Source organism: Arthrobacter sp. Y3221114 (assembly GCF_059092625.1).
The window spans coordinates 662,154-674,046 of the sequence record NZ_JBNHHW010000001.1 but is presented as its reverse complement, the minus strand read 5'-3'; the positions used below and the strand labels follow the sequence as shown (position 1 = coordinate 674,046).

The following is an 11,893-nucleotide window of genomic DNA, read 5'->3' as shown; positions in this document are numbered from 1 at the left end:
TAAGAGGCTGCTGGCTTCGGGAACGCCCGTGGGTTAGCGATCGGAATGGCCATGCTGGTAGCGGGGCGCCCGCACTGCCGCCGCCGCTATGGCTTTGCGGCGGCGCCATTCCTACAATGGCCGCATGGTAGAGATGACGCGGTGGGAACGGGCGCAGGTCAATCATAAGGAGGCCCAGCGGCTGCTGGACGCGGCGCAGGACGCCTACGCCCGCGGCTATGTGACGGAAAAGCGGGTTGACGAACTCAAGCGGCTGCGGGACATCGCGCTGGAAGATCTGCACCGTTGCGAAAAGGACCATAGGTCCAGTCTCACTGACAGCTGACCGGTAACTTGCTTCCCTTTAGGGGGAGCTCCGGACTTCGAGCGCGGCGGACGGCTAGTGGCCGAACGGGTCCGGATCGACCCCGGGCAGCCAGGTGTTGCCGGGGACGCCCCAGCCTTCCCTCTTGATGTTCTTGCGGGCGCGCTTGCCCCACCGGTCATTGAGCCGGTCAATGTACAGCTTGCCGTCCAGATGGTCGTACTCGTGCTGCATTACCCGGGCGAACCAGCCGGTCGCTTCGAAATCCACCGGGCTGCCGTCCGCGTCGAACCCTCGGACGCGGGCCCACTCGGCCCGCTTCAGGGGGTAGCTGTGTCCTGGCACGGACAGGCAGCCCTCGTTTTCCTCGTCGGGGTCGGGTTCCGCGCCCGAGACCTTGCCGAGTACCAGGGTCGGATTGACCAGTACGCCCCGCGGCGGGACGTCGTCGTCGTTGGCGAATTCATAGGTGAAGATCCGCAGTCCCACCCCGATCTGCGGAGCCGCCAGCCCGACGCCGTGGGCCTCGTCCATCGTCTCGAACATGTCATCGATGATCGCGCGGAGCTCGTCGTCGAAATTCTCAACCTCGGCTGCACGGCGGTGCAGCACCGGCTCGCCGGTGATAGTGACGGGGCGGACGGTCATTTCTCTCCTTCACTCAGGATGATTCGCCTGGGCGTGCGCTGTTCAACCATCAGCGCGAGGCATCGCCGTCGCGGCCGGACATGCGAAGAGCCGCCCCGGCTTCGGGACGGCTCTGCCTGCCGGCTGCTGCCGGACCTTCGGGGTGAGTAACGGGGATTGAACCCGCGACCTCCTGGACCACAACCAGGCGCTCTGCCAGCTGAGCTATACCCACCAAGTGCCCTCTTGTTCCTCCCGACAGACCCCGCTCCAGCGGTTTCTGCCGGTCTCCAACCAGTAAGGCAACGCAGACTAGTTTACATGCTTTTCATCTGGCTTTTGCCACTTTAGGTCATTCCCGCAGTGAAAGTGGCGCAGCTAACATCCTAATCCGCGGAAGTGGCGCCGATGCTTGCGGCGATCTTCTTGGCGGTGGCTGAATCCGGGCCGGGGGAGGGGACGAAGACGGCCTGCCGGTAGTAACGCAGTTCATTGATTGAGTCCTTGATGTCGCCCAGTGCCCGGTGTCCGCCGCTCTTGGCCGGCGCTTGAAAATAGGCCCGGGTAAACCAGCGGCGCGAGAGCTCCTTGATCGTGGAAACGTCGATGATCCGGTAGTGCAGGTGATCAATGACGCGGGGCATGTCGCGGGCCAGGAAGGTGCGGTCCGTGCCAACGGAATTGCCTGCCAACTGCGCCTTGCGGGGTTCGGGAACCCATGCCGTGATGTATTCCATCACTTTGTCTTCGGCCTCGGCCATCGTCATGCCGTGCGGGAGCTCATCCAGCAGTTTGGACGTGGTGTGCATGGTGCGGACGAAGTCGTTCATTTGGGCGAGGGCCTCCGCAGTGGGCTTGATGACGACGTCGACCCCCTCGCCAAGGATGTTCAGTTCCGAGTCGGTCACCAGGACGGCAACCTCGATGAGCGCGTCGGCTTCGAGGTCCAGCCCCGTCATTTCGCAGTCGATCCAGACAATATGTTCGTTAGAGATTGGCACTCGACAAATGTATCGCGTCAGGGTGCTGGCGCGCGGACAGGCAGCAGGGAATGCCGAGGCCCCCGGTGCTAACATGCTGAGAGCACCTCAAGCAGGCGTGCCTCCCACGCTGCCTTCGACTGACCGTTCCGAGGCGTGCAGACCACCCCCGCGGCACGCGCCGCACCGGACCAGGTGTACTGACCCCGGAGTGATTGGACCGCCGAGAAGATGACTGCCCCAAGACCCGCGACTGAACCTTCCAGCTCACGCAGCGGAAGCGTCGTCAAGGAACGGTCTACCCGGAGCATCCTCGAGGGCGCCATCGGCTCGTTCATGATGTTCCTGGGGTCGCTGGGGGTCGGGTGGCTGGCCTCGGTGTCCGAACTGCGGCGCTGGCCCCTGCTGATCTTCCTGCGGGTGGAACTGGTCGGTGTGATCCTCTCGGTGGTCCTGCTTGCCCTCGGGGGCATGATCCTGGTGCGGGCCTGGCTGCGGCTCGGACAGCAGTTCACGGTCTGGGGCGAGTCCGCGCGGCGGGCAACGCTGACCGCCATCGTTGCCTGGGGCACCCCTCTGGCACTGTGTATCCCGCTGTTCAGCCGCGACGTCTACGCCTACATCGCTCAAGGCAAAGTCATGGTCAACAACCTCAATCCCTACGTGGATGGGTACGACCAGTTGCAGAACTATTTGCAGACCGGCGCCGACGACCTCTGGGCACGCAGCCCAACGCCTTATGGGCCGATCTTCCTCTGGATGGAGGAGTTCATCGTCTGGCTCACCGGCGGTCACCCGGAATACTCCATCATCATGTTCCGGATCCTCGCGATCGGCGGTGCCGCGCTGTGCGTCTACTATGGACCGAAACTTGCGGAACTGCACGGCATCAATCCCAACCGGGCGTTGTGGCTGGCCTGTGCAAATCCGTTGTTCCTGACCACCTTCATCGCCAGCATCCACAACGATGCCCTGATGCTGGGGCTCGCCCTTGCCGGTCTCTACTACGCGGCGAACCGACGGGTAATGCTGGGCATCTTGCTGGTGACACTCTCCATTGGCATCAAGCCGATCACCCTGATCTTCCTGCCATTCGTCGGCCTGTTATGGGCGGGCAAGGGGGCCAGTTGGCCGCGCAAATTCGGCTACTGGGCCCTGACTGCAGGAATTTCCTTCGGGCTGCTGGCGATTTTGGGGATGATCAACGGGCTGGGATTCGGCTGGGTGGGGGCCCTCAGCCAGCAAGGAGCCGGCCTGATGATCTGGTACGCCCCGGTCGGGCTGCTGGGGATCTTCCTGGGACTGGTTTCCGGCGGATTGGGGCTCGACGGCGCCATGGTGCAGTCCGCCGTCTATACGGGCGGCAGGGTAGTGGCCGTGCTGATTGTCCTCTACACCATGTTCCGCGGCAGCTACGACCGGATTGTTCGGCGGCTCGCGCTGGCGCTTGCCGCCGTGGTGTTGCTCGGCCCGATGATCCAGCCTTGGTACATCGTTTGGCTGCTGCCGCTGTTTGCGGCCACAGGGATTCGGAATGACTGGCAGGTACAGACTGTCTACGCAGTGACGTCCTTCCTGATGATCTACGCGATCACAGACCAGCTGGACATCTTCCCCTACATCGAATTCGACCTCGACATGGCCCGGCTTCTCGCCTGCATCGTGGCCGTCGCCTTCGCGCTCTACCTGGTGTTTCTGGATCCGAAAACCCGCAAACTCTTCCGCAAGAAATACGCTGACTCACACGACCAGCGACTCTTCTGACGCACTCGGCAACCGACTTAGGAGAAACAGGGCATCATGACCGACGCCGAACACATCATCGCCGCCGACTTCGACGTCACCGATTGGGTGCCGGAACCCTATGAAGTCGAGGGAACGAGTTCGGACCTGAGCCGGGTCCGGGTCACCAAAGTATTTGACGGATTGATCACAGGCACCAGCCGCGCAGAACTGCTAATGGCCGGTAACAGCACCGGTGCCGGATACGTTGCCTCCGAAGTCTTCACCGGCTCCGTGGATGGGCGCGAAGGCACGATGGTGATCCAGCACTGGGGCCTCGCCGAGGGCGAGGCTGCCGCCAGCGACGGTCACATCATTCCGGGCTCGGGCACGGGAGCGCTGGAGGGAATCGGGGGGAAAGCCCTCTACGTCCAGGACGCCGCGGGCCAGCACAGCCTTGAACTGCGCGTGTTCTTCCGGGAGGGCGAATCCACGGTTCGGGACTGAATCATCTAAACTCGGTAGGTGCACCGCCGGTCCCTCAGGGGTGGCGACGCCGCCATACACCTGTAAGTAAGGGAAACTACCTGGCATGAGCCTTGCCGAATATGCGAGCGAGAACCGCCTCCACCGAGTCGGTGCCCGACCCTCGCTCTTCCGATATCTTGCGGAAGCATGGACCCGTCGTGACTTCGCCATCGCTATGGCGAGGTACAAGATCGAGGCTTCCAACCAGCGCAACCGACTGGGCATGCTCTGGGTGTTCATCAAACCCACGCTGAACGCTCTCCTGTACGGCGCGATCTTCGGTATCTTGCAGGGGGCCAACCGGCCGGAGAACTTCCCGATGTATGTGGTGATCGGCGTGTTCCTCTTCGAGTTCTTTTCCACCTCGATGAACAACGGCGCCAAATCGATCACAGGGAACGGCGCCCTGGTGCAGTCTCTGGCCTTCCCACGGATAACGTTGCCTGTTTCCACCGTGATCCAGCAGTTGATGACACTCGTGCCAATGCTTGCCGTGATGTTCGTGTACATCCTGATCTTGGGTGCGCCGATCAGTGTGGAATGGCTGCTGATCATTCCGTTGGTTGCTATCTTCACGGTTTTCAACCTCGGTGTAGCCCTCATCGGCGCCAGACTCACGGTCCACGTCAGAGACCTGACCCAGTTACTCCCGCTCGTCACCCGGATTCTCTTCTACACCTCCGGCGTACTGTTTGCCATCGACCGCATCCTGGCATCACATCCTTGGGCCATCGCGCTGTTCGACTTCCACCCGCTGCATGAAATCCTCTCCATCGCCCGAGGGATCCTCATGCCGGGAATGGACTACGATCCGATCTACTGGCTCTACTTTTCCGTCTGGTCCGTAGCGGTCTTCGTTGCCGGAGTCTTGTTCTTTTGGGTAGCTGAGGAGCGGTATGGCCGAGTCGACTAAGACTGGAGAAGCGTTGATTGGCACAGATGCGGCCGGAGCCGCCCGCAAGCCCGTCGTCGTCGTCGATGACCTGCATGTGAAGTACTACGTCCATGCCGGCGGCAAGCCGGTGAAGGGCACCGGGCGGTCGCTGCTGCAGCGGGGAACCGGCAGGCTCCGTACAGTCCACGCCTTGAAGGGGATCTCCTTCACCGCCTACGAAAATGAATCCATCGGGGTCATTGGCTCGAACGGATCCGGCAAGTCCACGCTGATGCGTACGCTCGTCGGGCTTACCCCTCCAGCGCAGGGTGCCGTATACGCGTCCTCTCGTCCGAACATGCTGGGCGTGGGGGCGGCCTTGATCCCAGATCTCTCCGGGGAAAAGAACATCCAATTGGGCGGGCTCGCGCTAGGGTTCTCCAAGCAGGAGATTAACGGGCTTCGGGACGAAATCGTCGAGTTTGCCGAGTTGGAAGAGTTCATCGACCTTCCCATGCGGACCTATTCGTCAGGAATGCAGGCACGGCTGAAATTCGCCATCGCCGCATCGAAGCAGCACGAGATCCTCATCGTTGATGAAGCACTTGCGGTCGGTGACCAACGATTCCGGCAGAGGAGCGAGGCCCGCATCCGTGAGATCCGCGAGAACGCCGGCACCGTCTTCCTTGTCTCGCACTCGATGAAATCGATACTGGATACCTGCAGCAGGGTCATCTGGATTAATAAAGGCGTCTTGGAATTGGACGGCGACCCCAGAGAAGTCGTGGACGCCTACAAGGAGTCCAGGAAATAGTGACTGCTGCATCCGTCTTGCCTCCGTTGGAGGAGTACCCTGGCGTGTCCTACATCATGCCCGTCCTCAATGAGGCTGCGCATATTGAGGACGCGGTCCGCAGCATCCTGGATCAGGAATACGCAGGGCCGAAGGAAGTGGTTCTGGCGCTGGGGCCTTCAACGGATGGCACGAACCGGATCGTGGCGGACCTGCAGGCGCGGGAACCGCGGTTACGCAGCGTGAACAGCCCCACCGGCCGTACCCCGGCCGGACTGAATCTTGCGCTTCAAGCCTCGAGTCATCCGGTCGTTGTCAGGGTGGACGCACATACGGAACTTGAGCCTCACTACACGAAGCGCGGGGTGGCAACGCTCCGGCGGACCGGTGCAGCTGACGTCGGTGGGCTCATGGACGCCCGAGGCAAGACTCCCTTTCAGCGGGCAGTCGCAGCCGCCTATGTTTCACCCTGGGGGCTCGGTGGTGCGGCGTATCACAGCGGCGCACCGGAAGGTCCGGCGGAATCCGCTTATCTCGGCGTCTTCCGACGCGAGGTCTTTGATGAAGTCGGATTCTTTGAGGAGACGTTGTGGCGGGGCCAGGACTGGGACATGTGCCTGCGCCTGCGCCAAGCCGGCTACACGGTCTGGTTCGACCCGGAGCTGAGGGTCGTCTATTGGCCGCGCGCGCACTGGGGAAAGCTGGTACGTCAGTTCTACGCCGCGGGAATCTGGCGGGCAGAGCTGGCTAACCGGCACAAGGAAGGAAAATCCGCGAGACACTTCCTGCCGCCAGTACTGGTTGCCGCGTTGAGCGTCGGCGTTGCTTCGGCCGGCTTGCTTGCCACTGGCACCGCCAAGACGTGGCCAGCAAGCCTGCGGGTTCTGGCAGGGGGAGCAGCCTCCGTCCCCGCGCTTTACACGGCGGGCGTCACTTACGCAGCAGCCAGCATGGCCGGCGACCTTGGCAGGCCCGAACGCATGCGGCTGCTGGCGGTGCTGCCAGGAATCCATATCAGCTGGGGGCTGGGGTATCTCCGCGGACGGCTGTTCGGAGCAGCAGGCACAGTTGACACCAGCCGGAGGACATCGTGACCCCCGTGCAGCGGCCGGCGCGTCCTACGCTGGAGCAGCTCCGGTCCGTGGCCCAGCCGCCAGAGGTCCGAAGCAGAAAAAACGCTGAACACTGGACAGCCGAGCTCTATCTCCGGCATATCTCCATCTACCTCACCAGCGTCCTGGTCCGCACACCGATCTCCGCCAACGGCGTCACAGGCCTCATGATTCTGTCGGGGTGGGCGATTTCCGCTTCGCTGCTGATTCCGGGAATCTGGGGACCTCTGCTGGCGGTCTTCTTCTCGCAGCTGCAGTTGTACTTCGACTGCAGCGACGGCGAAGTGGCCCGCTGGCGCGGCACGCAAGGCCCCAAGGGAATCTTCCTGGACAAGATAGGCCACTACACGACGGAAGGGCTGATCCCCATAGCGCTGGGTATGCGCTGCATCGGGGAGTTCCGCCTTCTCCAAGACGATCCGGGCCAGGCGTATATGCACCTGTTCCTCGGCACCGCGCTGGCGCTGCTGATAGTGCTGAACAAAGCCCAGAACGAGATGGTCCATGCCTCCCGTGCCCTGGCGGGACTCGAGAAACTGCCCGACACGGCGGAGGCTAAAGCGGTACCGTCGGCTACCCTCGTGGGCAAATTGCGGCGTCTTGCAAGGTTCCTGCCCTTCCACCGGGTCCTGCACTCCGTGGAGATGAGTTTATTGATCCTTGTTGCAGCTGTCGTTTCGCTCCTCGCATCTGCTCCCGGCGGTGGGGAGCGCTGGCTTCTGTACATCCTGGTCCCCGGGGCACTGTTCGTGAACCTCGGACATTTCGTCGCAATCATGGCTTCGCCGAGGTTGCGGAGATGAACGCGAGGAGACAGAACACTTCCGAAAGCCTGACCGCGGAAGTCAACATCGGCACGAAGCCGACGTTCGGCGTCGTTATTCTGACGCAAGGCACCCGTCCGCAGGACCTGTGGCGGGGATTGTCATCGCTGCAGAACCAGCGGGGAGTGTCGTTGGATGTGGTCGTTGTGGGCAACGGCTGGGAGCCCAGGGATTTACCGGCTGGCTTTAAAACGCTGTACCTGGAGGAGAATCTCGGGATACCGGCTGGCCGAAACGCCGGTGTGCCGCATGTGACCGGAGAGTACCTGTTCTTCTTGGACGACGATGCATGGTTGCCAGACGACGACTTCCTCCTGAACTGTGTTCGGCTCTTCCAAGCCGAACCAGACATCGGCATGATCCAGCCCCGCATCGAGGATCCGAGCAATCCGGATGCGCCGCAGCGCTGGATCCCGCGACTCCGTAAGGGCTCGGCAGACAGGTCCGGAAACGTGTTTTCTGTCGTCGAAATGGCCATCACGATGCGCCGCGAAGTCTTCGACCTAACGGGCGGTTGGCCCGCGACGTTCTGGTACGCACATGAGGGAATCGAGTTTGCCTGGCGGGTTTGGGACACCGGCTTCCGAACGTGGTACGCCGGGGACCTCCGCGCCGGGCACCCTGTCATAGACCCGCGGCGACATGAGCAATTCTTCCGCCTTAACGCCCGCAACCGGGTGTGGTTGGCACGGCGCAACCTGCCCTGGCCGTTCAGTTGGGCGTATGTGGCTACGTGGACGCTGGTCCAAATAGTCCGCTCCCGACGAAACCGGCCGGATCTGAAGCCGTGGTTCGCCGGGTGGCTCGCCGGCTGGCACCAAGACCCTTGGGGGCCGGGTGAATCGCAGCGGAAGCTGGCCTGGCGGACTATCGTCCGGATGGGGCGTGCCGGCCGGTGGCCGGTCATCTAATCGGCAGCCCACCCGTCGGCGGTGGATACACTGGCCAGCAGACACACAACGTCCAAGCAAAGAATCAGGGGCAAGCGCGTGAGCAAGACTGTGCTGACCTATGGAACATTCGACCTGTTCCATATCGGTCACTTGAACATTTTGAAGCGGCTCAAAGGTCTGGGAGACCGGCTGATTGTCGGCGTGTCCACGGATGAATTCAACGCCGTCAAGGGCAAGAAGCCGGTGGTTCCCTTCGAGCAGCGCATCGAGATAGTCCGGTCGATCAGGTACGTGGACGAAGCGATCCCGGAAGAGAACTGGGAGCAGAAGCGGCTTGACATCGAGAAGTACGGCGTAGATGTCTTCGGCATTGGCGAGGACTGGAGGGGCAAGTTCGATGACTTGGAAGACAGGGTGGAAGTTGTCTACCTGCCTCGGACGTCCGGAATCTCTACGACCGAGATGAAGCGTGTACTAAGCGCGTTTGATGAGCGTCACGTAGACGAGCTCAAGCGAACCCTCGACAGCATCAGCCAGATCGTCAAAGAGCTGTCCTAGCTGCGCGGAAAACAAGCTGGCCGCGGATCCGTCTGCGGCTTCTTCGGCGCGTCGCTCACCGGTTGTCTGAGCGCGGGTCCTAGAATCGCCGACAACCGATAGTGCGAGGAATGACTGTGACTGTAGGTGCCGAAACTTCTGTGCTTGACGACATCGCCAGTGCGCTTGAGCAGTTGGTACCGAAGGGTGTGCGTGTCCGGCGGCATTCGCGGGACTGCGTTGCCCTGGATGCAATAATTCACGGCGACCGTGTTGCCTTCGACTTGATGATGCTGGGGAATGAGATACGCCTGACAGTGTTTGGACGGACTCATACGGCGCGGACCTTTGTTAGATTCTTGGTCGCTTCGGGCGGAAGACGCCTTCAGCGGGAAGGACAAAAACATCTGCTCAGAATCTGGAGTACGGCTGACTATGGCCAGGTCGCCAAAGAAGCGAACGCCCTGATCGACAGCTTCATCAGAAGCGCAGCGTGGCGCAGCATTGAGTCCAGGACCGAGGTGCTCGGGCCTGGAGAAGTACCCGCTTTTTGGTGGGACGGGCGGGTCAACTTCGGCGACCTCATCGGCCCCTGGTTGGTGTCGTCTTTGACCGGTAAACGCCCGGTGAACGTCCGCGGCTCACTGGCTCATCCCGGGGCCATCATGTCGGTTGGGTCGGTCATCAACATGTTGGAGAGGCCGGGCTACCACATATGGGGATCGGGCTTGCTGTCTCCGCTGGACGCACCCAAAGTACGGCGTCTGCGCGCTCGGACACCAACCCAGATCACGGCTGTCCGAGGCCACCTCACCCGCAGGGAGATCGTCTCCGGCCTCGGTTGGGAGGTCCCGGAGGTACTGGGTGATCCGGCTCTATTGCTTCCAAGAATTTTCGAACCAACGCCTGCAAGCGCTACGGGCGGCGTGATCTTCCTGCCGCACTACAAGCACAAAGCTCTGCTGCCTGAACAGATATCAGACGATATTGCCACCGTAGATGTCGAGCAGGAGGCGGCACAGGTCGTGAACGAGATCGCGTCAGCATCGCATGTGCTCGCCACTTCGCTTCATGGACTGATCGTTGCCCAAGCTTACGGCGTCCCTTGGACTTGGGTGCAAATCAAAGGCAGCGAGTTGGCCGGTGACAGATTCAAGTTCGACGACTTCTTTTCCACACTCGATGCGTCTGCTGTCCATCGAATGGCGTTGGCGCCAGATAAGATTTCGGCTGAGTCGCTTCGAGCAGCGGCCCGACATTCTACGCTGCCGAAAACACTGGTCGACCTCGATCGCCTCTGGGATGCTTTCCCTCACGACGCCGTGTTCGGAAGGCGGCTAAGACGTTCACAGCTCCGCAGGAGCCTGACGGCGCGGGTCCGACGCGCCGCCAAGCGTTTGGCTGCACGCTAGGACTGTTGGGTCACCTTGGGTCGCGAGGTGAATCTCTTCAAGAAGGCCAAGGGCTCCACCGCCGGTTCAGCGATCCGCTTTACGGGCCTGGACGCAGCAACTACGCACAGCAGCACCGCCGCGAAAATGAACAGACCTGCCCTCACTGTTGGCTGTCCGGTTTCGGTCAACGAGGTTGCCCCGATAACCGTCAGGACGGGCAGATGAAGTAGGTAAGGATACATGGTGGAACGGCCAGCATCGGCGATCCAACGCCCCGCCTTGGTCGGCGTCCCTGGTTGACCTGGCAGCACCAACATAAAGGACGTGGCAAGGGCGGTGCCGACAACCAGCGCACCGAGGCGCCATAGCATCCCTTCGCCTGGGAGGAGCCCCAAGGCCTCGTAGCCAGCATTGCCTAGGAACGGTCTGCGCCAAAAGTCCTCATGGAGGAAAACGGTCGTGATTGCCGCCATCAACAGCACCAACGCGCCGCCAAAGCGCCAACGAGGGTCCAAACGCCACGCCGCGATCCTCTCCACGAGCCAAGGGCCCAGCAGGAACATCGGCAGGAAGAACATGATCCGGGACAGCGAGAGGAATCCGCCAATGTGCTCGCTCAGTCCGGCGAGCAGGGCCAGAGACGTCGCCAATGGCACCGCATAAGGAATCCCCCTGAACCATGGGGCAAGCAGGCGCCATCCGGCGAGTGCAACCAGAAACCAGAGTCCAAAGGTTTGGGATGTAAAGGACCAACTTGGGGTCGCGCCCTTCACGACGTAGTTCATGCCGAAGGCGATGAGCTGGAACACGATATACGGAAGGAGAAGCTGCCAGAAGATCTTTCGGAGGTTCTCGCCGTTTGCCTCCGCTCGAGCTGCGCCCCACCCTGCGAGGAGGACAAAAACCGGAATGTGAAACATGTAGACGAAGTTGGAAACGACGAGCGCCGCGCCGCTGTCCCCGCGGATTTGCCCCATTGCGTGGCCTACGACGACGAGTACGATGGCAGCCCAACGAGCCTGGTCGACCCACGTTTGCCTAGTCCGAGAGTTGGATGTCAGTGTCAATGCGCTCCCAGTCGTAAATATTGGACGGCTTACAGCGTAGCCCCTCGGGCATCAAAGTTCCGCTCCGTCACAGCGGCGGATACTCTTGTAGTCGCTAAGCTGAATCGGTCAAAGTGAGGGTTACATGGTTCTGGGCAAGAGATGGGCAGACGTAGCGCTAAAGGTGGCAGACCGTGCGAAACCGTCAGCGCACCGACGCATGGATTCAGGGCCGTCGGCTAGTGCCTCGACAGCGCGG

The 11,893-nt window shown here is 61.6% G+C and carries 13 protein-coding genes and 1 tRNA gene; 10 read left to right on the top strand and 4 right to left on the bottom strand.

What is annotated here, in order from left to right:
* Nucleotides 1–124: 124 nt before the first annotated feature.
* Nucleotides 125–325 carry a hypothetical protein gene (locus AC5RV3_RS03065; protein ID WP_494108444.1) on the top strand — a complete coding sequence of 67 codons (201 nt, stop codon included), beginning with the start codon at nucleotides 125–127 and terminating at the stop codon, nucleotides 323–325.
* A gap of 54 nt (nucleotides 326–379) precedes the next feature.
* Here the strand turns inward: AC5RV3_RS03065 and def are convergent, their stop codons facing one another.
* From def to orn, 3 genes are all read right to left on the bottom strand, one after another.
* Nucleotides 380–952 (bottom strand): peptide deformylase, encoded by a 573-nt coding sequence (gene def, locus AC5RV3_RS03060; protein WP_494108443.1) that lies wholly within the window; start codon nucleotides 950–952, stop codon nucleotides 380–382.
* 141 nt (nucleotides 953–1,093) lie between these two features.
* A tRNA-His gene (locus tag AC5RV3_RS03055) sits at nucleotides 1,094–1,166 on the bottom strand.
* Nucleotides 1,167–1,317: 151 nt separating this feature from the next.
* Entirely contained in the window at nucleotides 1,318–1,932 is a 615-nt protein-coding gene (orn, locus tag AC5RV3_RS03050; RefSeq protein ID WP_494112046.1) for an oligoribonuclease, read from the bottom strand.
* 210 nt (nucleotides 1,933–2,142) lie between these two features.
* Here orn and mptB point away from each other — a divergent pair, with 210 nt between their 5' ends.
* The 9 genes from mptB to AC5RV3_RS03005 all read left to right on the top strand — a co-directional run bounded on the left by mptB (nucleotide 2,143) and on the right by AC5RV3_RS03005 (nucleotide 10,606).
* The gene (mptB, locus tag AC5RV3_RS03045; protein ID WP_494120849.1) at nucleotides 2,143–3,675 is read left to right on the top strand and encodes a polyprenol phosphomannose-dependent alpha 1,6 mannosyltransferase MptB; all 1,533 of its coding nucleotides are present in this window, start codon (nucleotides 2,143–2,145) and stop codon (nucleotides 3,673–3,675) included.
* Nucleotides 3,676–3,711: 36 nt separating this feature from the next.
* On the top strand, nucleotides 3,712–4,140 hold the full coding sequence (locus tag AC5RV3_RS03040) for a DUF3224 domain-containing protein (RefSeq protein WP_494112048.1): 429 nt from the start codon (nucleotides 3,712–3,714) through the stop codon (nucleotides 4,138–4,140).
* A gap of 85 nt (nucleotides 4,141–4,225) precedes the next feature.
* Nucleotides 4,226–5,074 carry an ABC transporter permease gene (locus tag AC5RV3_RS03035; protein ID WP_494112049.1) on the top strand — a complete coding sequence of 283 codons (849 nt, stop codon included), beginning with the start codon at nucleotides 4,226–4,228 and terminating at the stop codon, nucleotides 5,072–5,074.
* Nucleotides 5,058–5,849, top strand: a complete 792-nt coding sequence (locus tag AC5RV3_RS03030) for an ABC transporter ATP-binding protein (protein ID WP_494120848.1) — start codon at nucleotides 5,058–5,060, stop codon at nucleotides 5,847–5,849. Before AC5RV3_RS03035 ends, AC5RV3_RS03030 begins: the two co-directional genes overlap by 17 nt.
* The gene (locus tag AC5RV3_RS03025) at nucleotides 5,849–6,922 is read left to right on the top strand and encodes a glycosyltransferase family 2 protein (RefSeq protein ID WP_494120847.1); all 1,074 of its coding nucleotides are present in this window, start codon (nucleotides 5,849–5,851) and stop codon (nucleotides 6,920–6,922) included. Before AC5RV3_RS03030 ends, AC5RV3_RS03025 begins: the two co-directional genes overlap by 1 nt.
* Complete coding sequence (locus tag AC5RV3_RS03020; RefSeq protein WP_494120846.1) at nucleotides 6,919–7,743, top strand: CDP-alcohol phosphatidyltransferase family protein; 825 nt, start codon at nucleotides 6,919–6,921, stop codon at nucleotides 7,741–7,743. Before AC5RV3_RS03025 ends, AC5RV3_RS03020 begins: the two co-directional genes overlap by 4 nt.
* Nucleotides 7,740–8,675 carry a glycosyltransferase family 2 protein gene (locus tag AC5RV3_RS03015; protein ID WP_494120845.1) on the top strand — a complete coding sequence of 312 codons (936 nt, stop codon included), beginning with the start codon at nucleotides 7,740–7,742 and terminating at the stop codon, nucleotides 8,673–8,675. The genes AC5RV3_RS03020 and AC5RV3_RS03015 overlap by 4 nt, the downstream gene beginning before the upstream one ends.
* Before the next feature lie 78 nt (nucleotides 8,676–8,753).
* Complete coding sequence (locus AC5RV3_RS03010; protein ID WP_494120844.1) at nucleotides 8,754–9,215, top strand: FAD synthase family protein; 462 nt, start codon at nucleotides 8,754–8,756, stop codon at nucleotides 9,213–9,215.
* A gap of 110 nt (nucleotides 9,216–9,325) precedes the next feature.
* Nucleotides 9,326–10,606: a polysaccharide pyruvyl transferase family protein gene (locus AC5RV3_RS03005; protein WP_494120843.1), complete on the top strand. Its 1,281-nt coding sequence runs from the start codon at nucleotides 9,326–9,328 to the stop codon at nucleotides 10,604–10,606.
* Here the strand turns inward: AC5RV3_RS03005 and AC5RV3_RS03000 are convergent.
* Nucleotides 10,603–11,655 carry an acyltransferase family protein gene (locus tag AC5RV3_RS03000; protein ID WP_494120842.1) on the bottom strand — a complete coding sequence of 351 codons (1,053 nt, stop codon included), beginning with the start codon at nucleotides 11,653–11,655 and terminating at the stop codon, nucleotides 10,603–10,605. The two genes, AC5RV3_RS03005 and AC5RV3_RS03000, sit on opposite strands and share 4 nt — an antisense overlap.
* Between the last annotated feature and the right edge of the window lie 238 nt (nucleotides 11,656–11,893).